23 protein-coding genes are annotated in these 25,387 nt (G+C 59.5%); 12 read left to right on the top strand and 11 right to left on the bottom strand.

Translation table 11 applies throughout. From position 1 onward, the window contains the following. Positions 1-132 precede the first annotated feature (132 nt). From ACVDG9_RS01785 to ACVDG9_RS01760, 6 genes are all read left to right on the top strand, one after another. Positions 133-468: an XdhC family protein gene (locus ACVDG9_RS01785; protein WP_022998985.1), complete on the top strand. Its 336-nt coding sequence runs from the start codon at positions 133-135 to the stop codon at positions 466-468. A 17-nt stretch (positions 469-485) separates the two neighbouring features. Further along, complete coding sequence (locus ACVDG9_RS01780) at positions 486-1,112, top strand: LysE family translocator (RefSeq protein WP_447237159.1); 627 nt, start codon at positions 486-488, stop codon at positions 1,110-1,112. Between the two features lie 3 nt (positions 1,113-1,115). After that, positions 1,116-1,811, top strand: a complete 696-nt coding sequence (locus ACVDG9_RS01775; protein WP_447237158.1) for an XdhC family protein — start codon at positions 1,116-1,118, stop codon at positions 1,809-1,811. After that, entirely contained in the window at positions 1,808-3,424 is a 1,617-nt protein-coding gene (locus ACVDG9_RS01770) for an NTP transferase domain-containing protein (RefSeq protein WP_447237157.1), read from the top strand. The genes ACVDG9_RS01775 and ACVDG9_RS01770 overlap by 4 nt, the downstream gene beginning before the upstream one ends. Before the next feature lie 291 nt (positions 3,425-3,715). Continuing rightward, positions 3,716-3,922, top strand: a complete 207-nt coding sequence (locus tag ACVDG9_RS01765) for a hypothetical protein (RefSeq protein ID WP_022998990.1) — start codon at positions 3,716-3,718, stop codon at positions 3,920-3,922. 396 nt (positions 3,923-4,318) lie between these two features. Then, positions 4,319-7,693: a PAS-domain containing protein gene (locus ACVDG9_RS01760; protein ID WP_447237156.1), complete on the top strand. Its 3,375-nt coding sequence runs from the start codon at positions 4,319-4,321 to the stop codon at positions 7,691-7,693. Between the two features lie 161 nt (positions 7,694-7,854). On the opposite strand, the gene ACVDG9_RS01755 is transcribed toward ACVDG9_RS01760, so the two are convergent. The 6 genes from ACVDG9_RS01755 to ACVDG9_RS01730 all read right to left on the bottom strand — a co-directional run bounded on the left by ACVDG9_RS01755 (position 7,855) and on the right by ACVDG9_RS01730 (position 15,479). Continuing rightward, positions 7,855-8,265: a F0F1 ATP synthase subunit epsilon gene (locus ACVDG9_RS01755; RefSeq protein ID WP_022998993.1), complete on the bottom strand. Its 411-nt coding sequence runs from the start codon at positions 8,263-8,265 to the stop codon at positions 7,855-7,857. A gap of 93 nt (positions 8,266-8,358) precedes the next feature. Further along, positions 8,359-9,783, bottom strand: coding sequence for a F0F1 ATP synthase subunit beta (atpD, locus tag ACVDG9_RS01750; RefSeq protein WP_022998994.1), 1,425 nt, complete (start codon positions 9,781-9,783; stop codon positions 8,359-8,361). 25 nt (positions 9,784-9,808) lie between these two features. Then, positions 9,809-10,693 carry a F0F1 ATP synthase subunit gamma gene (locus ACVDG9_RS01745; protein WP_062490793.1) on the bottom strand — a complete coding sequence of 295 codons (885 nt, stop codon included), beginning with the start codon at positions 10,691-10,693 and terminating at the stop codon, positions 9,809-9,811. Positions 10,694-10,724: 31 nt separating this feature from the next. Further along, positions 10,725-12,254 (bottom strand): F0F1 ATP synthase subunit alpha, encoded by a 1,530-nt coding sequence (gene atpA, locus ACVDG9_RS01740; RefSeq protein WP_022998996.1) that lies wholly within the window; start codon positions 12,252-12,254, stop codon positions 10,725-10,727. Next, complete coding sequence (locus ACVDG9_RS01735) at positions 12,254-12,814, bottom strand: F0F1 ATP synthase subunit delta (protein ID WP_022998997.1); 561 nt, start codon at positions 12,812-12,814, stop codon at positions 12,254-12,256. The genes atpA and ACVDG9_RS01735 overlap by 1 nt, the downstream gene beginning before the upstream one ends. A gap of 469 nt (positions 12,815-13,283) precedes the next feature. Then, positions 13,284-15,479, bottom strand: a complete 2,196-nt coding sequence (locus ACVDG9_RS01730) for a primosomal protein N' (protein WP_447237155.1) — start codon at positions 15,477-15,479, stop codon at positions 13,284-13,286. A gap of 277 nt (positions 15,480-15,756) precedes the next feature. Between ACVDG9_RS01730 and fsa the strand changes: the two genes are divergently transcribed. Then, complete coding sequence (gene fsa, locus ACVDG9_RS01725) at positions 15,757-16,410, top strand: fructose-6-phosphate aldolase (protein ID WP_022999000.1); 654 nt, start codon at positions 15,757-15,759, stop codon at positions 16,408-16,410. Positions 16,411-16,672: 262 nt separating this feature from the next. After that, positions 16,673-17,632, top strand: a complete 960-nt coding sequence (locus tag ACVDG9_RS01720) for a tyrosine recombinase XerC (RefSeq protein ID WP_447237154.1) — start codon at positions 16,673-16,675, stop codon at positions 17,630-17,632. On the opposite strand, the gene ACVDG9_RS01715 is transcribed toward ACVDG9_RS01720, so the two are convergent. Then, positions 17,629-18,138, bottom strand: coding sequence for a GNAT family N-acetyltransferase (locus tag ACVDG9_RS01715; RefSeq protein ID WP_055657201.1), 510 nt, complete (start codon positions 18,136-18,138; stop codon positions 17,629-17,631). The genes ACVDG9_RS01720 and ACVDG9_RS01715 overlap by 4 nt on opposite strands. Positions 18,139-18,262: 124 nt before the next feature. Between ACVDG9_RS01715 and ACVDG9_RS01710 the strand changes: the two genes are divergently transcribed. The 3 genes from ACVDG9_RS01710 to ACVDG9_RS01700 all read left to right on the top strand — a co-directional run bounded on the left by ACVDG9_RS01710 (position 18,263) and on the right by ACVDG9_RS01700 (position 20,147). Further along, on the top strand, positions 18,263-18,667 hold the full coding sequence (locus tag ACVDG9_RS01710) for a hypothetical protein (protein ID WP_055657199.1): 405 nt from the start codon (positions 18,263-18,265) through the stop codon (positions 18,665-18,667). A 119-nt stretch (positions 18,668-18,786) separates the two neighbouring features. Next, on the top strand, positions 18,787-19,020 hold the full coding sequence (locus ACVDG9_RS01705; protein ID WP_447237153.1) for a hypothetical protein: 234 nt from the start codon (positions 18,787-18,789) through the stop codon (positions 19,018-19,020). A gap of 173 nt (positions 19,021-19,193) precedes the next feature. Continuing rightward, positions 19,194-20,147 carry a metallophosphoesterase gene (locus ACVDG9_RS01700; RefSeq protein ID WP_209170401.1) on the top strand — a complete coding sequence of 318 codons (954 nt, stop codon included), beginning with the start codon at positions 19,194-19,196 and terminating at the stop codon, positions 20,145-20,147. Positions 20,148-20,169: 22 nt separating this feature from the next. Here ACVDG9_RS01700 and ACVDG9_RS01695 read toward each other — a convergent pair whose 3' ends face one another. Continuing rightward, a complete protein-coding gene (locus tag ACVDG9_RS01695) occupies positions 20,170-20,808 on the bottom strand; it encodes a cation efflux transmembrane domain-containing protein (protein WP_447237152.1) in 639 nt (212 codons plus the stop codon). Positions 20,809-20,892: 84 nt separating this feature from the next. On the opposite strand from ACVDG9_RS01695, the gene ACVDG9_RS01690 reads away from it, so the two are divergent. Then, on the top strand, positions 20,893-21,312 hold the full coding sequence (locus ACVDG9_RS01690) for a MerR family transcriptional regulator (RefSeq protein WP_447237151.1): 420 nt from the start codon (positions 20,893-20,895) through the stop codon (positions 21,310-21,312). A gap of 99 nt (positions 21,313-21,411) precedes the next feature. Here ACVDG9_RS01690 and ACVDG9_RS01685 read toward each other — a convergent pair whose 3' ends face one another. From ACVDG9_RS01685 to ACVDG9_RS01675, 3 genes are all read right to left on the bottom strand, one after another. After that, on the bottom strand, positions 21,412-22,761 hold the full coding sequence (locus ACVDG9_RS01685; RefSeq protein WP_447237150.1) for a hypothetical protein: 1,350 nt from the start codon (positions 22,759-22,761) through the stop codon (positions 21,412-21,414). A gap of 407 nt (positions 22,762-23,168) precedes the next feature. Further along, positions 23,169-24,572 (bottom strand): dihydrolipoyl dehydrogenase, encoded by a 1,404-nt coding sequence (gene lpdA, locus ACVDG9_RS01680; RefSeq protein WP_447237149.1) that lies wholly within the window; start codon positions 24,570-24,572, stop codon positions 23,169-23,171. 42 nt (positions 24,573-24,614) lie between these two features. After that, entirely contained in the window at positions 24,615-25,373 is a 759-nt protein-coding gene (locus ACVDG9_RS01675; RefSeq protein ID WP_447237148.1) for an SDR family oxidoreductase, read from the bottom strand. Positions 25,374-25,387: the final 14 nt, after the last annotated feature.

Here is a 25,387-nt window from a genome sequence, read left to right as displayed (position 1 = left end):
ATGATCGCTGAGAAAGTCCGCCGGCGGCGCGAGGAGCACAGGGTGATGCTGCGCTTGCTTTCCCTCGCCTGCTCTCTTTCATCAAATTCAGAAAGATCTATATTGAAGGTCCTACCTTGAAGGGGCGACCTCATGACGGCCACAGAGACGACTTCCATTCCCGACGTTTTGAAGACCGCCGAAAGCTGGCGCGGTGCGGGACGTTCCGTTGCACTGGCGACAGTGGTCGAGACCTGGGGTTCCGCGCCACGCCCGGTTGGGTCTCATCTGGTCATTGATGCCGAAGGCAACTTCGAAGGCTCCGTCTCCGGCGGCTGTGTCGAAGGGGCGGTGGTGTCCGAGGCAATCGACGTCATCGAGACCGGCAAGCCGACCACGCTGGAATTTGGTGTTGCCGATGAAACTGCCTGGCGTGTCGGCCTTTCCTGCGGCGGCCGCATTCGCGTCTACGTCGAACCCGTCACCTGATCCCGGATCTGATTTCGATGACCACGGAAACCCTGCTTGCCTTTGTCGCCGCTACGGCTCTTTTCGCCTATATGCCTGGCCCGGCCCTGCTTTATACCGCCGCACAGACGATCGCCCGCGGACAGCGGGCCGGTTTCATGGCTGCCGCGGGTATTCACCTGGGCTGTTATGTGCATGTCTTTGCCGCAGCCTTTGGCCTGTCGGCGATCTTCAGTGTCGTGCCGACACTCTATTTTGCGCTGAAGCTGGTTGGCGGGCTTTACCTGATCTTTCTCGGCATCCAGATGATCCGGACCCGCGTAGTGGCCGGACCGACACCCAATCTGCCCCAAAAATCCGAAAAGCGAGCCTTTGCAGACAGCGTGCTGGTGGAGGTTCTCAATCCCAAGGTCGCCATCTTCTTCATCGCCTTCCTGCCGCAGTTCGTTTCACCTGACGCAAGCCTGCCGATCTGGGCGCAGTTCCTGATCCTGGGAACGCTCGTCAACTTCGCTTTCACCTCGGCAGATATCGTCACCGTACTTTTTGCAAGCCAAGTGAAAAAGCGACTGACCAGGACATCGAGGTTCCAGAGCCTCACACGCTGGCTTGGAGGATCTCTTCTGGTGGGACTTGGACTGAAACTGGCAACGGACCGCGCATAGACCATGGACTTTTCCCTGCTCAGTGACCTCAACAAGGACCGTGCCGCGCGCCGTGCGGCCATCCTGGTGACCGACATGGTGGACGGGCGGCAACGCCTCGTCCGCAAATCCGACGATTTTTCCGGCGATCCCCTGTCTGAGGAACTTGCAAGGCGTTTCCGCTCCGGCAAATCCGGCATGATCACCGGAGAAAGAGGCGAAGTCTTCCTGAACGTATCCCTGCCTGCGCCGCGCCTGGTCATCATCGGCGCAGTGCACATCAGCCAGGCGCTTGTTCCGATGGCGGAGATTGCGGGGCTCGATGTGACCGTCATTGATCCGCGCACGGCCTTCGCCACCGATGACCGCTTTCCCGGAAGCTCACTCAAGGCGGACTGGCCCGAAGAGGTCTTGAAGGACGCGCCCCTTGATGCCTTCACGGCCGTTGCCGCTGTCACTCATGATCCGAAGATAGACGACTTCCCCCTGATGGAAGCGCTGAAGACCGGATGTTTCTATGTCGGGGCGCTTGGCAGCCGCAAGACACACGGCAAGCGTCTGGAACGCTTTACCGAAGCCGGACTGGCACCTGAGCTGTTTGACCGGATCGATGCTCCGATCGGCCTCGATATCGGTGCGGCTTCACCGGAGGAAATTGCGGTTGCCGTGCTGGGCGCCATCATCAAGGCGTTGCGGACGGCTCCGGGAGCTGCCGCATGATATTCGGCCCCTGTCCGCCGGAAGATGCCGAAGGCTGTATTCTCGCGCACCGGACAGCCCTGCCGAAGCGTGTGCTGAAAAAAGGCCACCGCCTGACAGGACAAGACTGCGCCGACTTGGCCGCCGCCGGTATCGACAGCCTCATGGTTGCCCGAATAGAGCCCGGCGACACCGGAGAGGATGCCGCGGCTGAGCAACTCGCCACCGCCGCTGCAGGTGCGGGCCTTGAGACCGACACCGCCTTTACGGGGCGCATGAACCTCTATGCCGCCACCAACGGCGTCCTGGTGGTTGATGCGGATGCGGTTACCGCGGCCAACCGGATTGATCCGGCCATCACCTTCGCGACCCTGCCGAATTACAGCAAGGTTCTGGCCGGCCGTATGGTTGCAACCGCGAAGATCATTTCCTTTGCCGTTCCAGAAGAACAACTGGGAGCTGCCGAAAGCGCCCTCAAGGGTGCTGTCCGCGTTGCCGGTTTCAGTCCGCGCAAGGTTGGCCTTGTCGCAACGCAACTGCCGCATCTCAAGCCCTCGACCATGGACAAGACCCGCCGCGTGCTGGAAGACAGGCTGCTGCCGAGCGGATCAATCGTCCTGAGTGAGCACAGGGTTGCCCACAGCAGCGAGGCCGTTGCCGAAGCCTTGCGGTCGCTGAAGGAAGAAGGCGCTGATTTTCTGATCCTGTTCGGAGCCTCTGCCGTAGTTGACAGGCAGGACGTGCTGCCTGCGGGTCTGGATCTTGCCGGGGGGACGGTGCACCACCTGGGTATGCCGGTGGATCCCGGCAACCTGCTGATGCTCGGAAGTCTCGACGGCATTCCCGTGCTGGGCGCACCGGGCTGCGCCCGAAGCCCGAAGGAGAACGGTTTCGACTGGGTTCTGGACCGCCTGCTTGCCGGACTGGAAGTACACCCCGATGACATTACCGCAATGGGTGTTGGAGGCCTTCTGATGGAAATCGGGACACGGCCGCAGCCTCGCGAAGGCAAACGCAAGGGCGAAGCTGCCAGGATCGCGGCGCTGATCCTTGGCGCTGGCAAGTCATCCCGCATGGGCGGTCCGAACAAGCTGCTTGCGACGCTGGACGGCAAGACCCTGATCCGGCATGCCGCGGAAGCTGCCGTCGGCGCCGATCTGTCACAGACCGTTCTGGTAACCGGGCATCTGGCTGAAGAGGTCGGCGCGCAGGTGGAAGATCTGGACGTGACGCTGGTGCACAACCCGGATTTTGCAGACGGCATGGCCGGTTCCATCCGCACCGGCATGAATGCTCTTTCCGCAGATACCGATGCGGTGATCGTACTTCTGGGCGACATGCCACGCATCGGCAGCGATATTCTGAAGAGGCTGATCGGCACTTACCGCGAAAACGACAACAGTCTGATCGTCACCGCAACAGCGGATGGGAAACGGGGCAATCCGGTCTTGTGGGACCGGCGCTTCTTCGAAGCCCTGAAATCCTTGAGCGGCGACGTTGGAGCGCGCCACATCATTGGCGAAAACCCCGGGTTCGTGGCCGAGGTCGAGATCGGATCCGCTGCAAGACTGGATCTTGATACACCCGATGCGCTTCGGCAGGCTGGAGGCAAGTTGCCTGAGCCAAAAGGCTAAACCTTTGGCCTGGCAAAGTAAGCCGAAGCAATAAAGCCAAACGATAACATTACATTAACCCGGTATGCACTGAATGCAGGCCGGAATTGCCAGCTATTCTATTGCAATTTTGTGACATGCCGCTTATGTAATGCCTGCGCTTGCTGAAGGGCACCCAATTGGGTTGGACAACGGATGACGTCCCGGGCGCCGCTTACATCCGATTCCTGTCGAAAGCTGTTCGGATCCTCCCCCCCGAGGATGCTCGAGCGCTTTTGTCGCTTGGTTAAAAGAAGAACGAAGGAAAACGTCATGGCTGACTTGTCTCTCCCGCGCCCGGGCTGCTGCAAATGGGCAGAAGGTGATTCTGGTAACTACATCTTCCCGTGCAGCACGCGCGTCGAAGCAGGTGTCTCCTATTGCACCGAACATAGCGCCATCGTCTACATCCCGCCGGAAGAGCGCCGCCGCAACCGTTCCGGTGGTGGCATGAGCCTGTCCTTCCGCCGCGCGGCATAAGAATACAAGCTGCTTGAACTAAAAAAGCAGACATACCGTGGAACACCACGTACCTCGAAACCCGGCCCCCAGGCCGGGTTTTTTATTGTCCGGATTTTCCCGTGCTGGATTTCAAGCCTGCAAGGCTGGACAAAAGGCATGTCAACATCGAGCAACCTCTGCGTGAATAGAAGACTTCATGCGATTTTTTCGATCTAAGCAAATATTCTTACTGAATATTACCTAGAGGCGATTCTTCGTTAAAATACAATCACCCTCACCACGCAAAACAACCCTGCCTTTATGGACAATTTAATTCAATCTCGCAAAGTTAATACTTTGTTTTAGTTCTATACCTAAGAGTAAACAAACTAAAACCGAGATAGTGACGCGTTCGGCAGAGAGGCACAGTGCATCATGACCCCTGTGCAGGGAGACAGCGAACAGGACCGCCTGGACGCACTGGCGACCCTTCAGATTCTCAATTCTGAACGCCTGCCGGAATATGACGATCTCGTGGAGACCCTTGCCACGATCTTCGATGCCCCGATGGCCTTCATTTCCATCGTCGGTAAGGATGACCTCTGGTTCAAGGCCAAGATCGGCATAGACGTCGACGGCACTCCAAGAAAAGGCACTTTTTGCGATCAGGCGATCCTCTCGCGCGAGTTGATGGTCGTTCCCAACGCCCTTGAAGACCCCCGCTTCCGCGATACGAGCCTCGTTGCCGGTCCACCCTACACACGCTTTTATGCAGGTTTGCCGTTGTGCCTGGATGGCACGCACATCCTTGGGACACTCTGCGTCGTCGACACCAAACCACGGCGGCCAAGCGAAACACAGCTCCGCCAACTGCAGCGTATGGGATCGATCGTCCTCGGTCTGATGAAGTCTCATCGCGCCCAGAGTGATACGCAATCTGCCCTGCGGGCGGCCGAAGAACAGCAACGGCTTGCGATGCGCAAGAGCGATCTGCTGGAAGAGATCACGGCCGTTTCCGGTGTTGGCGGCTGGGAAGTGGATATTGATACCGACACGGTAACCTGGACGGAAAAAACCTGCGAAATCCATGAAGTGGATGACGACTTCGTTCCAACTGTCGATATGGCGCTTTCCTTCTACGCACCGGATTGCCGTCGCCAGATATCGGATGCCGTCATCAAGAGTATCAAGGAAGGTATCGCCTGGGATCTTGAACTCCCGTTCGTGACCGCCAGGGGGCGTGAGATCTGGGTTCGCACCGCGGGCAGGCCCATCATCGAAGATGGTCGCGCGACCCGTTTGATCGGCGCCTTCCAGGACATTACCGAACGCAAGCAATCCGAACAGGCCGTGCTTCATTCCGAAGCGGTCCATCGCACCACCCTGGAATCCCTGAGCGAAGGGATTCTCCTCGTCAACAGAGCCGGACAGATCCAGTCCTTCAATCCTGCAGCAGCTGCATTGCTCGGCTACACCGTCGGGGAAATGAAAGGTCAAAAGCTTCAGGATCTCGACCTCGATATCGAATGCGAAGAAGACGGCCACGTTTCCGGCTGCAATCCCCTGCAACAGGCAGCGGTCAATCCGGACAAGGTTTGTAACGTCGTTGCGAACGTAACCCGTCGCGGGACCGACCAATCCGTCTGGCTGCGGCTGAATGCGAAATCGATTGGCGACGACAATGCGTATGGCCTCGACGGCGTTGTCCTTTCCCTGACTGACGTCACCGCGACCAAGCGGCAGCTCATCGCTCTGCAAGCCATTTTCGACAACCTGCCAGGTGGCCTTGTCTATTATGATCCCGACAGACGGCTTGCGGTCTGCAACAAGGATTTTCAGCGCCTGCTGCAACTGCCGCAGGAATTTATTGATCGCAAGGCGCCATTGCTGGAAGTGGCGACATATCTGGCAAAGCGGGGAGACTACGGCCCGGGAGACCCGGACAAGCTTCTGGAAGAACGGTTCAGGTATTTCGATGACCCCAAACCGCATATCTACGAGCGCGTCAGCCCCGATGGGACACATCTGGAAGTCCGTGGGATCCCTCTGCCGAGCGGCGGCCTTATTACCAGTTTCTTTGATATTTCGGAGCGCAAGCGGGCAGAGAACGTCTTGCGTTATTCCGAGGCCGTCCAACGGACAACGCTCGAGTCTCTCAGCGAGGGTATTCTTCTGCTGACACATACCGGCGAAATCCAGTCAGCCAACCCTGCTGCGATCGACCTCTTGGGCGTGACCGGGAGGGAGCTGGTTGGGTTGAACGTAACCGACATTGATTTTGGCCTTCGCTGTGATCTTGAAGGCAAGGGTCCATGCGATGCACCGCTGGAGCTTGCTGCCCGTGACCCGGGATCCCTGAGGGACGTCATCGCCCGTCTCTCCCCCACCAACGGGCGTCCGAGGAAGTGGCTTCGCCTGAGCGCCATGCCAATCGACGACGATCAGGAGTTCGATCTTGACGGTGTCGTCGTCTCTCTGACGGACATTACCGAGACCAAGCAGCAGGCCGACACGCTGCAAAGCATTTTCGACAACTTTCCGGGTGGGATCGTTCACTACGACGAAACGCTCCGGCTCGCTTCGAGCAATCAGCAGTTCCGCGACCTTCTCGAATATTCCGATGAGTTGATTGAAGGGCGGCCTTATCTTTACGACTTCTTTCTCTTCAACGCTCGAAGAGGTGACTATGGCCCTGGCGACCCAGAGGCTCTCGCTCTTGAGCGGTATCGGAAGTACGACCTGAAAAAATCGCAGGTCTTCGAACGGCGCGCCGCGAACGGCACCTACATCGAAACCCGGAGCACACCACTGCCGTCAGGTGGTCTGATCCATAATTTTTACGACATCACCGACCGCAAGAACCTGGAAGAACAACTTGCCGCGAACGAACGGCTGGCACGGCATCGCTCGCAGGAACTGGAAGCCATTCTCGCCAATATGCGCCAGGGTGTCAGCGTCTTCGACGCGCGTGGACGGCTGTCATTGTGGAACCGGCAGTACATCGAGATCTTCAACAAGCCTGAGGGCGATGTTTACGAGGGTGTCAGCCTCATCGAGTTGATCCAGGCCGAGAAGGAGCGCGGCGAATTCGAAGGCGACGTTCAGGAACACGTCATGGATCTGATGATCCGTCTCTCAGCTGGCGAAGTGGTCCGTTCCAAGTTCAAACATCCCAGCGGCAGGATTGTCAGCGCGGTCCATGCGCCCTTGCCGGCAGGCGGCTGGATCGGTACGCATGAAGATGTCACTTCGCGTGAACTGGCGGCTGAAAAGATCCAGTTTGCCGCTCACCATGACACCCTGACCGGGCTCGCCAACCGAACGCTATTCAATGCAAAGCTGGACGAAGCCCTGAATGCTGCATCGGCTAATGGCATTGCAGGCGACCTGATGCTGCTTGATCTCGACAAGTTCAAACCGGTGAATGACAGTTTCGGTCATGATGTCGGCGACGAACTTCTTAAAACAGTCGCGCAGCGACTGCGCGAGTGTGTCCGGTCCTCAGATCTGGTCGCGCGTCTCGGCGGCGACGAATTCGGGATTATCCTGACAGGAACAGGTTCCGGCAACGCCAGTACGGCAGAGATCGCCGATCGTATCGTCCGCAAGATCGGGGCACCGTTCGCTGTCCAGGATCACATTATTTCGGTTGGTGTCAGCGTCGGAATTTCTCCTATAACGGGCACGGAACTGGATCCTCGTCCAGTGATAAAACGCGCAGATATGGCGCTTTACGAAGTCAAGCATAACGGGCGTAACGGGTTCAAGTTCTTCGAAGAAGAAGACGTCGCGCGGTTTGCTCGCGCCTGACGTTCGGCTTTCAGATCGAGAGCCGAATGTTTGAGAGGTAGCCTGCCAGATACGTCGGAACCGTGCCTCTTTGCATACTTGACCGATCGCTTCCCCCAAAAACAAAAAACGCGGTCCGTTGTGCCGGACCGCGTCATTGAATGAAGCTTGAGGGGGTCGTATCAGGCCTTGGTGAGGGCTTCTGCGACGTCCTTGAGCTGAGCCAGTGTCATTTCGGCCTTCTGCCGCGAGGCATCGTCCTTGGCGTCGGAAACATCTTCCTGCGCATCCTGGATCGCCTGGTCGAGCTGCTCACGGCTGATCTCGCCAACCGGAACGGCCTGTTCGGCCAGAACGGTGAGACCGCCTGCAGCAACATCGGCAAAACCGCCGCGGACGAAATATTCGTCCCAGCCACCGTTTTCGCTGCTGCGCACCTTCAGGATGCCCGGCAGGATGGTGGAGATGAACGGGGCATGGTTCTTCAGAACGCCAAACTCGCCTTCGGCGCCCGGTACAACGACCTCTGCGACCTGTTCGGAGAGGAGCTGGCGCTCCGGCGAGACCAACTCAAACTGGAAAAGTTCAGCCATTTGGCGTCTTCCTTGTCAGTCTAATTCTGATGGCAAGCCATCAAGCATGAAGAAGACGGACGCCCGATAACGGGCGTCCGGTCAATTCGCCGATCAAGCGGCTTCAGCAGCCAGGCGCTGTGCTTTCTCGATGGCTTCATCGATGGAGCCAACCATGTAGAAAGCAGCTTCCGGCAGGTGGTCGTATTCGCCTTCGACCAGACCCTTGAAGCCCTTGATGGTGTCTTCGAGGGCAACCAGCTTGCCCGGAGAACCGGTGAAGACTTCGGCCACGAAGAACGGCTGGGACAGGAAGCGCTCGATCTTACGTGCGCGGGCAACGGTGAGTTTGTCTTCTTCAGACAGTTCGTCCATGCCCAGGATGGCGATGATGTCCTGCAGAGCCTTGTAGCGCTGCAGAGTAACCTGAACCGCACGAGCCGTTTCGTAGTGCTCTTCGCCGATGATGCGGGCATCAAGCATACGGGAAGTGGAGTCCAGCGGATCCACAGCCGGGTAGATGCCTTTTTCAGCGATCGAGCGGTTAAGAACCGTCGTTGCGTCCAAGTGAGCAAAGGTCGAAGCCGGTGCCGGGTCGGTCAAGTCATCGGCCGGAACGTACACGGCCTGCACGGACGTGATCGAGCCCTTGTTCGTGGTGGTGATGCGCTCCTGCATGCCGCCCATGTCGGTGGCCAGCGTCGGCTGGTAGCCCACAGCGGACGGGATACGGCCGAGAAGTGCGGACACTTCGGAACCTGCCTGGGTGAAGCGGAAGATGTTGTCCACGAAGAACAGCACGTCCTGGCCCTGGTCACGGAAGTGTTCTGCAACGGTCAGACCTGTCAGAGCAACACGTGCACGGGCTCCCGGGGGCTCGTTCATCTGGCCGTAGACCAGGGCAGCCTTGGAGCCTTCTCCGCCGCCTTCCTTGTTCACGCCGGATTCGATCATTTCCCAGTAAAGGTCGTTACCTTCACGAGTACGCTCGCCAACACCTGCGAACACGGAGTAACCGCCGTGCGCCTTGGCGACGTTGTTGATCAGTTCCATGATGAGAACGGTCTTGCCCACGCCGGCGCCGCCGAACAGGCCGATCTTACCGCCCTTTGCGTACGGAGCCAGAAGGTCAACGACCTTGATGCCCGTCACAAGGATTTCTGCTTCGGTGGACTGTTCGATGAACTCCGGAGCGTCCTGGTGGATCGCACGCTTGCTTTCGTGCGGGATCTCACCGGCTTCGTCGACCGGCTCGCCGATCACGTTCATGATACGGCCCAGGGTGCCGTCGCCAACCGGCACCACGATCGGTGCATCGGTGTCGACCACTTCCTGACCGCGCACCAGACCCTCGGTGGAGTCCATCGCGATGGTACGTACCGTGTTTTCGCCAAGGTGCTGAGCAACTTCAAGCACAAGACGCGTGCCCTGGTTGTCAACTTCAAGAGCGTTCAGGATCAGCGGCAGGTGGTCATCGAACTTGACGTCGACAACGGCGCCGATGACCTGGGTGATCCGTCCGACCTTTTTGTCAGCCATATCCCTAATCCTCGTCTCGATCCCGTTAGAGCGCTTCCGCGCCCGAGATAATTTCAATCAGTTCCGTCGTAATCTGAGCCTGGCGCTGGCGGTTGTAGTTGATCGTCAGTTTGTCGATCATCTCGCCGGCGTTGCGGGTCGCGTTGTCCATTGCGGACATACGTGCACCCTGTTCAGACGCAGCATTTTCCAGAAGTGCCCGGAAAATCTGAACGGAGATGTTGCGCGGCAGCAGATCCGCAAGGATCTCTGTCTCTTCCGGTTCATATTCGTAAACCGCGTTGGCACCTGCGCCTGCATCAGTGCTGCCAGCCTCGAAATGGGCCGGGATCAGCTGAGTTGCAGTCGGTTCCTGCGCGATCACGGATTTGAAAGTCGAATAGAACAGCGTGCAAACGTCGAACTCGCCATTGTCGTACATGGAGAGCACTTCGCGGCCGATGTCGTCCGCGTTGCTGAAGCCAACGTTCTTAACACTGCGCAGGTCGATGGTCTTGATGATGTGCTGGCCGAGCTCGCGCTTCAGGGAGTCGTAGCCCTTCTTGCCGACACAGATGATCTTGACCGTCTTGCCCTGCTTCAGCAGGCTGCGCGCTTTTTCACGCGCAAGCTTGGCAATGTTGGTGTTGAAGCCCCCACACAGTCCACGTTCGGCCGTGGCAACGAGCAGGAGATGAACCTGGTCATTGCCGGTGCCGGACATGAGCTTCGGAGCGTCGTCGCGCCCCTCGAAGGCCACCGCGAGGTTGGCCAGCACCGCACCCATGCGTTCCGCATAGGGGCGCGCGGCCTCCGCAGCTTCCTGAGCACGACGCAGCTTCGCCGCGGCCACCATTTGCATGGCCTTGGTGATTTTCTGCGTCGCCTTAACGGAAGCGATGCGGTTTCGTAAGTCCTTCAGGCTCGGCATGGCCGCCCCTGCTCCTTATCCCGGCGTGGTCTTAAGCGAAGTTCTTGGCGAACGCGTCGATGGCAGCTTTCAGCTTGCCAGTCAGCTCGTCGTCGAGTGCCTTCTTCTCCCAGATGGCGTCGAGCAGCGCTTTGTGCTCGCCACGAAGGAACAGAAGCAGGCCTTCTTCGAAGTCCTTCACGCGGTTGACCGGGATTGCATCCAGGTAGCCGTTCACGCCGGCATAGATGACTGCAACCTGTTCTTCGGTCTTCAGCGGCGAGAACTGCGGCTGCTTCAGAAGTTCGGTCAGACGTGCACCACGGTTCAGGAGGCGCTGGGTCGTGGCGTCGAGGTCGGACCCGAACTGTGCAAAGGCCGCCATTTCGCGGTACTGAGCCAGTTCACCCTTAATCGGGCCGGCAACCTGCTTCATCGCCTTGATCTGAGCGGAGGAACCCACGCGGGACACCGACAGACCGACGTTCACGGCCGGGCGGATACCCTGGTAGAACAGGTCCGTTTCCAGGAAGATCTGACCGTCGGTGATCGAGATCACGTTGGTCGGAATAAACGCGGACACGTCGTTGCCCTGGGTTTCAATAACCGGCAGCGCGGTCAGAGAGCCCTTGCCATGGTCTTCGTTCAGCTTCGCAGCACGTTCCAGCAGACGGGAGTGCAGGTAGAAAACGTCACCCGGGAAAGCTTCACGTCCCGGCGGACGACGGAGCAGCAGGGACATCTGACGGTAGGCCACAGCCTGCTTGGTCAGATCATCGTAGCCGATCACGGCGTGCATGGAGTTATCACGGAAGAACTCGCCCATCGCGCAGCCGGCAAACGGTGCCAGGAACTGCAGCGGAGCAGCGTCGGAAGCGGTCGCTGCGACGACGATGGAGTATTCCAGCGCGCCGGCGTCTTCCAGGGTCTTCACGAACTGAGCGACGGTGGAGCGCTTCTGGCCGACAGCAACGTAGATGCAGTACAGCTTGGCGTCTTCGTCGTCAGAAGCATGCAGCGGCTTCTGGTTCAGGAAGGTGTCGAGAATGATCGCGGTCTTGCCGGTCTGACGGTCACCGATGACCAGCTCGCGCTGACCACGGCCAACCGGGATCAGGGCGTCGATGGCTTTCAGGCCGGTAGACATCGGCTCATGCACGGACTTGCGCGGCAGAATGCCCGGCGCCTTGACGTCCACGCGGCGCTTTTCGGTTGCCTCGATCGGGCCTTTGCCGTCGATCGGGTTACCGAGCGGGTCAACAACGCGGCCCAGGAGGCCCTTGCCGACCGGCACTTCCACGATGGCGCCGGTCCGCTTGACGGTGTCGCCTTCTTTAATGTCACGGTCGGAGCCGAAGATAACGACACCAACGTTGTCGGTTTCCAGGTTCAGGGCCATGCCCTTGATACCACCCGGGAATTCGACCATTTCACCAGCCTGGACTTTGTCCAGACCATAAACACGGGCGATACCGTCACCGACGGAGAGCACCTGACCGACTTCAGAAACTTCGGCTTCCTGGCCAAAGCTCTTGATCTGGTCCTTGAGGATTGCGGAGATTTCCGCGGCCCGAATATCCATCAGCCGACCTCTTTCATCGCGAACTTGAGTGAATTGAGCTTGGTACGCAGCGACGTGTCGATCATGCGGGAGCCGACCTTGACCACGAGGCCACCGATCAGGGCAGGATCAACCTTTGCCACGATGTTTACAGATTTGCCCGTGGAAGCCGAGAGAGCTTCTTTCAGGGCAGCGACATGATCGTCGGAAAGGGCAGCTGCGGAGGTTACCTCAGCCGTTTCCTCACCACGCTTTTGCGCAAGCAGGGTGCGGAATGCCTTGATCATGCCGGGAAGAACGAAGAGGCGCCGGTTACGGGCTGCCAGCTTCACGAAATTAGCAGCCAGGCCTTTGATGCCTGCCTTGTCGAGAAGTGCGGTAAGCGCTGCAAGCTGCTCCTCCACACTGAATACCGGGCTTTTCACGAGACGGACGAGATCTTCGCTTTCGGCAAGCATGCCTTCGAAAGCTGTCAGATCCCGCTCCACGTCAGCCGTTACACCTTCGCCTTCGGCGAGGTCGAGAAGGGCGGACGCATAACGCTGTGCCACGCCGGATACGAGAGATACGTTGTCAGTCACCAGGTCCGTGCTCTCTGACGTTTTTCATGCCCGCGAAACGGCTAGCGCTCGCAAAGCATTGAAAAAATGAATGATTTCAAGGTCAGAAGGTATGACGGTTAAACCGCTGCCCCCAAAGCCGCGCCTCAATTAGCACAGGGTTTCTCAGTGTGCAACTTCGCCTAAAGACTGTTATTGCCGATTCCTCGGTGTTTTTTGTCAAAGGTCGATAAAAAACGTTTCAGATCAACGTCTCCGCACCGTCATAAACCTTTAGACGGTTTTCTGCAGAGCAGGCAAAAAGGCCTTTGCGCAGGGCTGAAAGGGGCAAGTCAGGAGGGCGTTTTTGCCGCAGCTGCGCGGACAGCGGGATTATTGCCGTCAGCAGCGTTGCCACAATTGCAAACAATGACCTTGCGGTTCCACCCGATTCTCCCACGCCGAACTCGTATGAACGGCAGGCGCTTTTTCCGATGAACGCAAAAACCACCTAGAGAAAATGCTGCGGGTCGATGTCCACTTGCAGGCGCAGCCCCTTCGTGGGCTTCGGGCCGATGCTCAGCCAATGCCGCAGATAGGCCTGCAGATCGTACTGGCGGGGGGCCATTGCCAGCAGGCGGAAACGATAGCGTCCGCGCACCATGGCAAGGGCGGCTTCCGCAGGCCCAAGGAGCGTGACGGCCTGATCCGGCGGTGCGGCACGGGCAAGGGCCCTTGAGAAGCCTTCCGCAAATCCTCTGTCTGGTCCGGAGACGATGACGGCGGCAAGACGCCCGAACGGCGGCAGACCTGCTGCCCGCCTTGCTTCGATCTCGGCCTGGTAGAACGCCTTCTTGTCGCTTGAAAGCAGCGCCTTGATGACGGGGTGATCGGCATTGTAGGTCTGCAGGAACCCCTTGCCGCCGCCGGTGACGCGGCCCGCACGGCCTGTCACCTGGGCAAGCAGCTGGAAGGTTTTTTCCGCAGCTCTCGGATCGCCATGGGCAAGGCCAAGGTCCGCATCCACCACGCCAACCAGTTTCATCAGCGGGAAGTTATGCCCCTTGGCGACCAGCTGCGTGCCGATGACGATGTCGGCCCCGCCTTCCTCGACAATCTTCATTTCGCGCTTCAGCCGATCCGGCCCGCCGGCAATATCCGACGAAAGCACGAGCACACGCGCCTGCGGAAAGAGCTCGGTCACTTCCTCGGCGATTCTTTCCACGCCGGGACCGCAGGCAACCAGACTGTCTACCGACTGGCAGGACGGACAGGCCTTGGGAACCGGCTCCTGATGGCCGCAGTGGTGGCAGACGAGTTTTTTCTGAAAACGATGCTCCACCAGCCAGGCGCTGCAATGAGCGCATTGGAACCTGTGGCCGCAGGTGCGGCAAAGGGTCAGCGGTGCATAACCGCGCCGATTGAGAAACAGTAGCGACTGCCCCCCTTCGGCGAAGGTGCCGGCGATGCCGTGGACCAGGCCAGGTGCCAGCCAGCGTCCCCGTTCCGGCCCGTCCTGGCGCATATCGATGGCCATGAGGTCCGGCAGGGCAGCACCGGATGCCCGTTCGGGCAGCTCGAACAGCTTGTAGCGGCCGACCTCTGCGTTGACGATGCTTTCCACGGATGGAGTGGCCGACGCCAGAACAACGGGGAAGCCGGAGAGATGGCCGCGGACAACAGCCATGTCGCGTGCGCTGTAAGGCACCCGGTCGTCCTGCTTGAAGGCCGCATCGTGTTCTTCGTCCACAATGATCAGGCCCAGTTCCTTGAACGGCAGAAACAGCGAGGAGCGGGCCCCTATCACCACCCGCACATCACCGGAGGCCACCCCGCGCCAGACCCGCGAGCGGTTCTTGACCGTGATCTGGGAATGCCATTCGGCCGGATAGACCCCGAAGCGTTGTTCGAAGCGCCGCAGGAACTGTTCGGTGAGTGCGATTTCAGGCAGCAGCACCAGCGCCTGCTTTCCCCGGCGCAAGGCTTCGGCAATCGCCTCGAAATAGACTTCCGTCTTGCCCGAGCCGGTGACACCGTCGATCAGGGCAACGGCCCCACCCTTGCCGAAACAGGCGGTCAGGCCGTCTGCCGCGGCCTGCTGCGCCGGGGTCAGCGGTTTTTGCGCATAGTCCAGTTGCGGTTTCGGCGGCGGAGGAGCCGCCGGCATCAGGACGGTTTCCAGGATATCTTGCTGAAGCAGGCCGTCGATGACGGAAGCGGATACGCCGGCAGCATGGGCAAGGCCGCTCTTCGTCCAGGCAAAGCCGTCTTCCATGGTCGCCAGAACGCGCCCGCGTGCCGGCGTCAGACGATCAGGCTCGGCGCCTTCGATACGGCGGACACCGGGAACGGGTGCCTCCGGCTCCAGCGCTTCTTCGGACCGCAACACCATGCGCAGCACCATCCCCGGAGCGCCAAGTGTCCAGTTCGCTACCCAGTCGACGAACCGGCGCAGATCATCATCAAGCGGCGGCGTCTTGTTGTAGACATGGGAAATGGTCTTCAGTTTCTTTGGATTGATGGCCGCGTCCGGCTGGATATCCCAGACAGCGCCGATCACCTCGCGCGGGCCGAGCGGTACCTTGACAATGGTGCCCGGAACCACGGACTGGCCGGGCGGCACCTTGTAGGTATAGGCGCCCGCAACCGCGACCGGCACCAGCACGCTGGCAATGGTTTCCTGGAAGTCTGGATCGTCGAACAGCACTGGGTGTCAGGTCCTCATCGCTCCGGGAACGGCCGCGAAACCATGCGCCAGGCACGGCCCGAACCCTGGCGTGACATTGCCCGTCCGGTCGCCGGGATCAAGTCTCGCCATTCTTGAGGTACGTACCGCAAAAATTTCGTCCACCAGAGAATCAGGGGTTCTTCTTGTCATCATCCTAGGGTAAAGAGAGCCCAGCTGACCACGCAATCGTTTTGTCCCGCTAGCCGGGACCAGGTTTCCGGCGACGCTCCGGTAGCCCTACAGGGAGTAAAGACAGATGAAATTCTTCGTCGATACGGCCGACACGGCTGAAATCAAGGAACTGGAAGCAACCGGCCTCCTTGACGGTGTCACCACCAACCCCTCGCTGATCGCAAAGTCCGGTCGGGACTTCAAGGAAGTCATCGCAGAAATCTGCGCCATCACCGAAGGCGATGTTTCCGCCGAAGTGGCTGCAACCGATTTCGACACGATCATGAAGGAAGCGCACGTCCTTGGCGCGATCGCAAACAACGTGGTCATCAAGCTGCCGTTGACGTTCGATGGCCTGAAGGCGTGCAAGCAGCTGACCGAAGAAGGCACCAAGACCAACGTCACCCTGTGCTTCTCGGCCAACCAGGCCCTGCTCGCAGCCAAGGCCGGTGCAACCTACATTTCGCCGTTCATCGGCCGTCTGGATGATATTCATGCCGACGGGCTTGAGCTGATCCGCGAAATCCGCGTGATCTACGACAACTACGGCTTCGACACGGAAATTCTGGCTGCGTCGATCCGCACGCCGAACCACGTGAAGGATTGCGCCATCATCGGCGCCGACGTCGCGACCGTACCGCCGGCAACGCTGAAGGCACTGGTCAAGCATCCGCTAACCGACAAGGGCCTTGAAGCTTTCCTGGCCGATTGGGCCAAGACCGGCCAGAGCATTCTCTGATCACCGACCTTTAAGACGAACGAACGGCCCGGATTTCCGGGCCGTTTTTGTTTGCCGTTACCGGCGCCTGCCAAAGGTAACAGGACGCTCCAATTCCTTTTGCCTCGTGTTGCGGGACAAGTCGGTCAGGCTCGGAGATCTCGACGGTCCTGTTCACCTCCTGATGGGGGGAGGACCATCTGTCGGCCGGTTTGACGAAAAATAGCCGCCATGTGGCGCGATGTTAACGGAACCGTTGGGGATCCGGCATCACATTGGCACCATGTGTGCCGCATCCTCCAAATCCGAATCGCTGCTCGTCACCGCCCGGCCGGAGCTCAACCGCCGCATCGACCAGTGGCTTGACCACCTGTCCGATGAGCGACGCCTTTCCGACAAGACCCTGCTTGCCTACGAACGCGACCTGCGCCAGTTCCTGCGCTTCCTGACCAACCATCTGGGCGGGGCACCGGACCTCAAGGAAATTGCGGCGCTCCGCCCGGCCGACTTTCGAGGCTTCCTGGCAAGCCGCCGTCGTGACGGTGCCCAGAGCCGATCGCTCGCCCGCGGCCTTGCCGGGATCCGGTCGTTCCTCAGGTACCTGGAGAGGCGCGGCGAAGTGAACGCTGCCGCGTCCTCCGCCGTGCGGCCACCACGGCAGGCCCGATCCCTGCCGAAACCCGTCTCCTCCAAGGACGCCATCGACGTGACCAGCGGTGACCTGGCGATGGAACGCGAGCCGTGGCTGGAAGCCCGCAACGCCGCCGTCCTGACCCTGCTCTACGGCTGCGGCCTGCGGATTTCGGAAGCGCTGTCGCTGACCGGTGCCATGGCCCCCAAAAACGGGACGAAGACACTTCGTGTCGTCGGCAAAGGCGGCAAGGAGCGGATTGTCCCGATCCTGCCGGCGATCTGCCAGGCGGTGGAGCACTATCTGAAACTTTGCCCTTACGCGATTTCGCCCGATGGCCCCCTGTTTCTCGGTGCCCGCGGCGGTCCGCTGAACCCGCGCATGATCCAGCTGGCCATGGCACGCCTGCGCGGTGCATTGGGCCTGCCGGACAGCGCGACCCCGCATGCCCTGCGCCATTCCTTTGCCACACATCTGCTGGCTGGCGGCGGTGATCTCAGGACTATCCAGGAACTGCTCGGCCACGCCAGTCTTGCCTCAACGCAGATCTATACGGAAATCGACAGCGCCCATCTCCTGTCTGCCTACGACAAGGCTCATCCGCGCCGTTAGGATCCGTCAGGTTTCGGAAATCCGTAGACTGTCCGTTCCTTGCCATCAGGAAACATCTCGCGCGCAATCGGCTCGCCGCCAAGTTTGCGCACCAGTCCCCTTGCTGCCTCGTTGTCATCCTTCATATGCGTTTCAACCAGAGGCCAGCCATACACTTCGTAAGCATGGCGGATTGCCGCCTGCGAGACTTCCACGGCTGCACCGGTGCCGCGTGCCTGGGGCATCAGCCACCAGGTCAACTCCCGTCTTGGCCAGCCTTCGGGCCAAACGAAGCCGCAACCGCCGATGATATCTGCGCCCGTTTTCGGTTCGATAACCCACATGCCATAGCCGCGCAGTTGCCAGTGGCCGAGGTGGCTTGCCAGCACGCGCCAGGCAGAGTCCGCGCGCAACGGCCCACCATAGAAGTGTGAGGCCTCGCCGTTCTCGAAGAACGCCTTGTAGACTGGAAAGTCCGGTTCTTCCGGCAAGCGCAGACGAAACCGCGACGTTTCGAGTGATTGCATGATAAGTCTCTGTTGTTTGCGGGGAATTTCATTCGATTCCCATGTTAGTTCCAACTCCGTTGTAGCCGCTTCCGCCACAAACGGTTAGGTTGCTGAAACAGCCTGTTTCGCCGGGAGATAACGAATGCGTCTGATACTACTCGCAGCCGGTCTTCTTCTACTGTCGGCAGCGCCCTCGCTGGCGCAGCGCGTCTACTGTCCACTTCCCGAAGACGGCGTCTGGGTCAATGCGAATGCCAAACCGAAGGAAATCTCGCGCGTCGAGGTGGAAAGCCGCTGCGAGAATGAAGCGGTGCATGTGCGCGTACGCGCATTCACCTCCTGCATCCCGCGTGACTGCAAGTGGGGCTGGACCAAAGGGGAAATGCGCTCAGATGGTGCCATCCAGGTGCTGCTGATCGGTTTCTTGAGCAGCAAGCAACTGACATTGCGGGCCTTTGGCGAGCTTCTGGATGTTCACGTGATCAACGTCGTCAACGATCTGTCCGAACCGCGAACCGAGACCACCTACAATCTCCAGCGCGAGTAACCGGTCAGGGGCAGTGCGACGACAATCGCCTTTCGCTTTTTCCTTGTCAGACCTCCGTTTTCCCTTACCTTACGTAAGACTGCGCAAGTGTAGCGCAGGCCAACGGACGGAGATGTAACATGCGCCTATTGAGCACCGGCATTGCGGCCCTTGCCGTAACCGCGTTTGCAATTGCACCGGCCGCTGCATGCAGCTGGAACAAGACAGCCCAGTCCAAACAGATGACAGTGGCGGAAACGCCCGTCCTCCCGGACACCGACTCGGATGTGGCCATCGCCACCAACGATCTCAGCAATGCAATCGTAAGCGAGACCGTAATTCAGCCGACCACCGGCGAAACCGTGTCGGAGTGACCCCCACCGGTAAACAAGCTCCAGACCAAGACCCGCTGCTCCGCAGCGGGCTTTTTTTCGGCTGAATGCCGTCTGCACGAAATCTGCTGAAACCTGCCTTCATCGGGCCGTATCGACGCCTCAATAACCCGGTTCACTCGGGATTATCCTGAAGAACCGGTTGATACAGTCTCATGATTTCCAGACGCCGTTTCCTGCAAACCTGTGGCATCGCAATGCTGGGTGCCGTTTCCGCTCCTGCCTACGCGATTGGCGTTGAGCCTTTTCGGCTCAGCCTGAAGCATTATCACCTGACGCCTCCACGATGGCCCAGAGGGCTGAAACTGAAAGCCGCGCTGATAGCCGACCCGCATGTCTGCGATCCCTGGATGGGGCTGGAGCGGGTTCGCTCCATCGTCCGGCAGACCAACGCTCTGAAGCCCGACATCATCCTGATGCTGGGCGACTATGTGGCCAGCCACAAATGGCAATACGACCCGATCCCGCCACAGGCGTGGGCTGATCTCTTCGGTGATCTGTCGGCCCCGCTCGGGACCCACGCCATTCTCGGCAATCACGACTGGTGGGACGACGCGGACGCGCAGCTGACTGGCGGTGGGCCGACCAGATATGGTCAGGCGCTGCTGAACGCCGGCATTCCCCTTTACCAGAACCGGGCTCAACGGTTCGAGAAGGACGGCCAGGCTTTCTGGCTTGCCGGCATCGACGACCAGCTGGCGCTGAGACCGCACCGCAAGATCAAGCGGCACCGCTGGAAAGGTTTGGATGACCTGACCGGCACGCTTGCCCAGGTGACGGACGATGCGCCCGTGCTGCTGATGGCACATGAGCCCGACATCATCCGCGAAGTGCCGGGCCGCGTCAGCCTGACGCTCAGCGGTCACACCCATGGCGGGCAGGTCAACTGTTTCGGCTACAAACCGGCCTTTCCCAAACGCAGCGTCAAAAGCTACGCCTATGGCCACATCGTTGAAACGGAAGGGACGAAGCTGGCAAGGCACCTGGGCCTTGAAACGGAGCCCCGCCACCTCATCGTTTCCGGAGGTCTTGGCTGCTCGATCCTGCCGGTCCGATTCGGTGTTCCTCCGGAAATAACGGTGGTGCATCTGGGAAGCACCACCGCTTGAGTCATGTTCCGGAAAGGGCGAATTATTCAGCCGCCACTTCGTGCTCCGTCTTGTGCCGGTATTCCTTTATGGCCTGGTTCAGGATCTGGACCGAGGAACTGACGAAGAGAGCCGCCATGAGACCGGCGACAATCAGGTCCGGCCAGGCGCTTGCCGTTCCCCAGACACCGGCGGCCGCCAGCATGACGGCGACGTTGCCTATGGCATCGTTGCGCGAACACAGCCAGACGGAGCGCACATTGGCATCACCATCCTTGTATCGGACCAGCAGCAGGACACTGGCAAGGTTTACGGCCAGCGCCAGAAAGCCGATGGAGCCCATCACTGCGGCCTGCGGTACGCCAAGCACGAACACCTGATAGAGCGTGGTGGCAGCCACCCAGACGCCCATCAGAAACAGGCTTGTGCCCTTTGCAAGCGCAGCCAGGGCCCGGGTCTTCAGCGATGCGCCAATGACAGCCAATGATATGCCGTAGGTGACCGCGTCGCCGAAGAAATCGAGGGCGTCGGCCTGCAGCGCCTTTGAGCCGGCTGCCTGGCCGGCAAACATCTCGACGATGAACATGCCACCGTTCAACGCGATCACCAGCCAGAGCCGGCGGCGATAGTCCTTCGACATTCCGTCAAATGTTCCGTGGGAATGTCCGCAACAGGCACCCATGATGCACTCCTTGTTCGAGTCGCTTGATTTTCGGTTCCTGTCCCTTGTAATTGCTATAGCGACTAGAGCTTCAAGAGGCTTTTTATGGATTTTTCAATTGGCGACCTTTCAAGACGGACCGGCGTGAAGGTTCCGACGATTCGCTATTACGAAAAGGAAGGCCTGCTGGAAACGCCGATCCGCAGCGAGGGCAACCAGAGGCGCTACCGGTCCAGCGACCTGGAAAGGCTTGGCTTCATCAAGCATTGCCGCGACCTCGGCCTGCCAATGCCGGCCATCCGCGACCTGATAGACCTCAGCCAACATCCAGACAAACCGTGCGAAACCGCCAACCGGATTGCCGAAGATCAGTTGAAGGCAGTGCGCCAGCGGATTGCCCACCTGCGCAAACTGGAGGCGGAGTTGAAGCGCATCGCAACAAGCTGCGAAGGCGACCACACGGTGACCGAATGCAACGTTCTGAAGGCTTTCGGCGACCATGGCCTCTGCCTGAAGGAGCACTGACAAGCCTTTTTGCCCGGCTTCAGGCAAGCCTTGTCCAGTCCCGTGTCTCCCCTACGGCACGCATGTTCGTTCCGGTGGCAGCCGCCAGGGAGCGTGCTGCTAGCTTTCGTCTATCGGTCTTGGTTCGGCGCCTGAGCCGAGTTCCGTTGCCATCACCGTTCCCCCTAGCCTTTCCAGACGCATCATTGTCCAGCGTTTGGCAGGCAGATTACAGGAATGACGGCCCAGAATGCAGGAGAACTGGAGGACGTGGGGATAGTCGTTCTTCGGCCAAACCCTTTCAGCAACGTCATGCCTGCCCTTCAGGTATCCGAGCAGGGTATATTCGCTGACATACCAGACGTCGCCTTCCTTCAGGTCTCCCATACTGGTCGGCCGCCCCTTTGGAAAAGTGCCTCCCCAGGTCCAGGACAGGGCACCGGACGTTTTCTGATCCAGAAAATGGTGGGCCATCGTTTCGTCGATAAAGACCCGCTTTCCATCCGCCAGATCCTGCCGGTAGGCCTCGACCACCGCTTGCCTGTTCGGCAAAGGTTCCGACAGCACATAGAAAACGATGAAGTTGGAGGAAAGCGCCAGCACCAATGCGGCGCAAAGGCCAAGCTTCACCCTGTGCCAGTGGTCTTTCAACAGCACGTCGACCGCCAGCAGAAACAACATTGCGGCCGCAAGATTCCGGATCAGCGGCCTGTCATGCACGAAGGCGCCGAAGAATTGTCCAGCGGCAAGGCAAAAGCCGATTATCCCGGCGGTGCGGGACTTGCGGAAAACAACCCAAGATACGCCTGCAAACATGGCAGCCCGGAAGATCGCTTCCACATTGAACTTGCCGGAGCCATGTGACCGGCTGGAATGATAGGCGATCTGCCGGAAGAATTCGGCGAACTCGAAGTTCACCGAGACCGCAAACAGGGCAACGGCAATAGCGAGGGCGACAAGGCCTTCACTCAGCACACGAACGAGGCTTGCCTGCCACGTCCTGAGCCTCCAGATCTGAAGAACGGCAATGACGCCAACACTCCAGGCAAGCATGGACAGTGCAGTCAGCGGAGCAATTCCCAAAAGCGCGGTACCCGCAACGGCGGAAACAGTTTCCCGACCGGTCTGCCGCGTGTCACCCGTACCAGCCCTGACGACAACCGGCAGGACCAGCAGCAGCCCGAGCATCCAGATGAATGAACCCGTCAGTTCCAGCCGGAAGCCGGAAACGACATACATGGGCGCAAAGATCAACGGTGTGAAAAGCGCAGCGGTGCGAAGGTTCAATCTGAGGCAGAACACCACGAAGACCAGGCTGGTCGCCACGTAACAGAGGAATTCGTACAGGACGATTGTCGCGGTGCTGATCCCCGCGGCTTTCAAAAACCATCCGGACAGAATGAAATGAAGCCTTGGCTGGAGATGATAGGATTCCAGCCCCGGGAACTGGACCGCAAGAAGCGGATTCAAGTGACGGCCCGTTTGCGCAAATTCGGATGCCCACGGAATAAAGAAGAGGTCATCCACGTAGGGAATGGTTCGCTCCGGCCAGAAAAACACCAGGCCGCAAACCAACGGCAATATGCCCCCTGCAACGACTGGCAGCCAGCCGCGGGTGAGATTCAGATTTTGATTGTTGCCCCGTTGCCTTTCAAGCAAAGCATCTCCTGCCTTTTGTTGAAATGCACCACCCCTGACAGGACAACACTCTAGCGCATTAGTTGCAGATGCGCGGCATTTTTTACGTTTACTTGCAGAACTTCAAACTTGAATGGCGTCAGCCGGTCCGCAGGACGGCCGATCCAACAAAAATGTTACGGGGCACCCGGTGTCCGGATGCCCCGACCGATATCGAAAAGACATCGTTCAAGCGTTGATTACGCGTGGATCGACTTCGCAAATGCGCCGAGAGCTGCTTCCTTGACCGCTTCCGACATGGTCGGGTGGGCGTGGCAGGTGCGCGCAAGGTCTTCGGAAGATCCACCGAACTCCATCAGGACAGCAGCTTCGTGGATCATCTCACCGGCACCGAAGCCGACGATGTGAACACCAAGCACGCGGTCGGTCTTTGCGTCCGCCAGAACCTTGGCAAAACCGTCGGTCTTGTTCATGGCGCGCGCGCGGCCGTTTGCGGAGAAGACGAATTTGCCGGTCTTGTACTCGACGCCGGCCGCCTTCAGTTCTTCCTCGGTCTTGCCGACGGAAGCGACTTCCGGCTGGGTGTAGACAACACCCGGGATGACATCATAGTTCACGTGACCAGCCTGGCCTGCCAGCAATTCGGCAACGGCAACGCCTTCGTCCTCGGCCTTGTGGGCCAGCATCGGACCGACGACCACATCGCCGATGGCGTAGATGCCGTCGACATTGGTCTTGTAGTGGGTGTCGATCTTGACGCGGCCGCGCTCGTCCAGGGCAACACCTGCCCCATCAAGGCCCAGGCCTTCCGTGTATGGACGGCGACCGATGGCAACCAGAACGATGTCGGCCTCGAGAACCTGCGCATCGCCGCCCTTTGCCGGCTCGACAGTCACGGCCAGGCCCTTGCCTTTCTTTTCGACGCCCGTGACCTTGGAGGACAGCTTGAATTCCATGCCCTGCTTTTTCAGCATGCGCTGGAAGTTCTTGGAAACGTCACCGTCCATCGGGCCGAGGATCTTGTCCATGAACTCCACCACGGTCACTTCCGACCCGAGACGGTTCCAGACGGAGCCGAGCTCAAGGCCGATGACACCACCACCAACGACGAGCAGCTTGCCAGGCACCTTGTCCAGTTCCAGAGCGCCGGTGGAAGAGACCACCTGCTTCTCATCGATCTCGACACCCGGCAGCGGCATGACGTCGGAACCGGTGGCAATCACGATGTTCTTCGTTTCCAGTACGCTTGCCTTGCCGTCGGCATCGGTAACTTCGACCTTGCCTTTGGCCAGGATCTTGCCGGTACCGGTGTGAACGTCGATCTTGTTCTTCTTCATCAAGAAGGCAACGCCGTTCACATTGGCATCGACCACACCGGTCTTGTGTTCCATCATCGCCGGCAGATCGAGCTTGGGCTTCGCGACCTTGATGCCGAGTTTTTCGAAACCGTGGCCGGCTTCCTCGAACATTTCCGAGGCATGCAGCAGCGCCTTGGACGGAATGCAGCCGATGTTGAGGCAGGTGCCGCCAAGCGTTGCGCGTTTTTCGACGACAGCCGTTTTCAGGCCGAGCTGCGCAGCCTTGATCGCGCAGACGTAGCCGCCAGGACCGGTTCCGATGACGACGAGATCATATTGGGACATTTTGGTCGCCTTTGCCTCTTTCATTTCTGGTTTGAATGGGGGTTAGGGAAGGATTGCCCGGCCGCCGGAGACATCGAGGATGGCACCGGTCGTATAGCTGGACTGGTCGGAGAGAAGCCACAGAATCGCTTCGGCCACCTCGTCGGCGGTTCCGGCACGTTTCATCGGCAGTTTGGACCTGAGCTGGGCCACCCGGTCAGGATGGCCGCCCGAGGCGTGGATATCGGTGTCGATAATGCCGGGACGAATACCGTTGACGCGAACACCTTCGTCGGCAACTTCCAGCGCCAATCCGACAGTCATGGTATCGATAGCCCCCTTGGAGGCTGCATAGTCGACATATTGGGAAGGTGACCCCAGCTTGGAGGCTGCAGACCCGAGATTGACGATCACACCGCCGGTGCCGCCATGCTTGGTCGACATGCGCCTGACCGCTTCGCGGGCACACAGGAAGGCGCCGATCACGTTGATGGAGAACATTCGTGTCAGACGTTCCAGGGTCATTTCATCGACGCGCTGGGAATAGTCGACAACACCGGCATTGTTGACCAGGCCCTTGAGGGTGCCGAGCTTGTCGGCTTCGGCGAAAAGATGCAGCACGTCGGCTTCGTTCTGGACGTCACCCTGAACTGCCACGGCCTCGCCGCCGGCCGCCTTGATGTCCTCGACGAGAGCATCAGCGGCAGCCTGGTTGTGCGTGTAGTTGACGATCACCTTGTGACCGAGCGCCGCAACCTTGCGGCTGACGGCAGCGCCGATCCCCCGGCTCCCGCCCGTCACCAATACAACCGTGTCAGTCATGAATTCCCACCGGC

The sequence above is a fragment of the Roseibium sp. RP-7 genome (assembly GCF_053005225.1).
Note: the sequence above shows the minus strand (reverse complement) of the source record. Positions and strands in the feature narration are given on the sequence as shown.

Bases quoted from the DNA above. Each gene is read 5' to 3' on its own strand.
- ACVDG9_RS01695 (WP_447237152.1), bottom strand. From the start codon at position 20,808: ATGGGTGCCTGTTGCGGACATTCCCACGGAACATTTGACGGAATGTCG.
- ACVDG9_RS01770 (WP_447237157.1), top strand. From the start codon at position 1,808: ATGATATTCGGCCCCTGTCCGCCGGAAGATGCCGAAGGCTGTATTCTC.
- ACVDG9_RS01720 (WP_447237154.1), top strand. From the start codon at position 16,673: ATGTGTGCCGCATCCTCCAAATCCGAATCGCTGCTCGTCACCGCCCGG.
- atpD (WP_022998994.1), bottom strand. From the start codon at position 9,783: ATGGCTGACAAAAAGGTCGGACGGATCACCCAGGTCATCGGCGCCGTT.
- ACVDG9_RS01775 (WP_447237158.1), top strand. From the start codon at position 1,116: ATGGACTTTTCCCTGCTCAGTGACCTCAACAAGGACCGTGCCGCGCGC.
- ACVDG9_RS01755 (WP_022998993.1), bottom strand. From the start codon at position 8,265: ATGGCTGAACTTTTCCAGTTTGAGTTGGTCTCGCCGGAGCGCCAGCTC.
- ACVDG9_RS01700 (WP_209170401.1), top strand. From the start codon at position 19,194: ATGATTTCCAGACGCCGTTTCCTGCAAACCTGTGGCATCGCAATGCTG.
- ACVDG9_RS01785 (WP_022998985.1), top strand. From the start codon at position 133: ATGACGGCCACAGAGACGACTTCCATTCCCGACGTTTTGAAGACCGCC.
- ACVDG9_RS01780 (WP_447237159.1), top strand. From the start codon at position 486: ATGACCACGGAAACCCTGCTTGCCTTTGTCGCCGCTACGGCTCTTTTC.
- fsa (WP_022999000.1), top strand. From the start codon at position 15,757: ATGAAATTCTTCGTCGATACGGCCGACACGGCTGAAATCAAGGAACTG.
- ACVDG9_RS01675 (WP_447237148.1), bottom strand. From the start codon at position 25,373: ATGACTGACACGGTTGTATTGGTGACGGGCGGGAGCCGGGGGATCGGC.
- ACVDG9_RS01760 (WP_447237156.1), top strand. From the start codon at position 4,319: ATGACCCCTGTGCAGGGAGACAGCGAACAGGACCGCCTGGACGCACTG.
- lpdA (WP_447237149.1), bottom strand. From the start codon at position 24,572: ATGTCCCAATATGATCTCGTCGTCATCGGAACCGGTCCTGGCGGCTAC.
- atpA (WP_022998996.1), bottom strand. From the start codon at position 12,254: ATGGATATTCGGGCCGCGGAAATCTCCGCAATCCTCAAGGACCAGATC.
- ACVDG9_RS01745 (WP_062490793.1), bottom strand. From the start codon at position 10,693: ATGCCGAGCCTGAAGGACTTACGAAACCGCATCGCTTCCGTTAAGGCG.
- ACVDG9_RS01715 (WP_055657201.1), bottom strand. From the start codon at position 18,138: ATGCAATCACTCGAAACGTCGCGGTTTCGTCTGCGCTTGCCGGAAGAA.
- ACVDG9_RS01710 (WP_055657199.1), top strand. From the start codon at position 18,263: ATGCGTCTGATACTACTCGCAGCCGGTCTTCTTCTACTGTCGGCAGCG.
- ACVDG9_RS01690 (WP_447237151.1), top strand. From the start codon at position 20,893: ATGGATTTTTCAATTGGCGACCTTTCAAGACGGACCGGCGTGAAGGTT.
- ACVDG9_RS01705 (WP_447237153.1), top strand. From the start codon at position 18,787: ATGCGCCTATTGAGCACCGGCATTGCGGCCCTTGCCGTAACCGCGTTT.
- ACVDG9_RS01765 (WP_022998990.1), top strand. From the start codon at position 3,716: ATGGCTGACTTGTCTCTCCCGCGCCCGGGCTGCTGCAAATGGGCAGAA.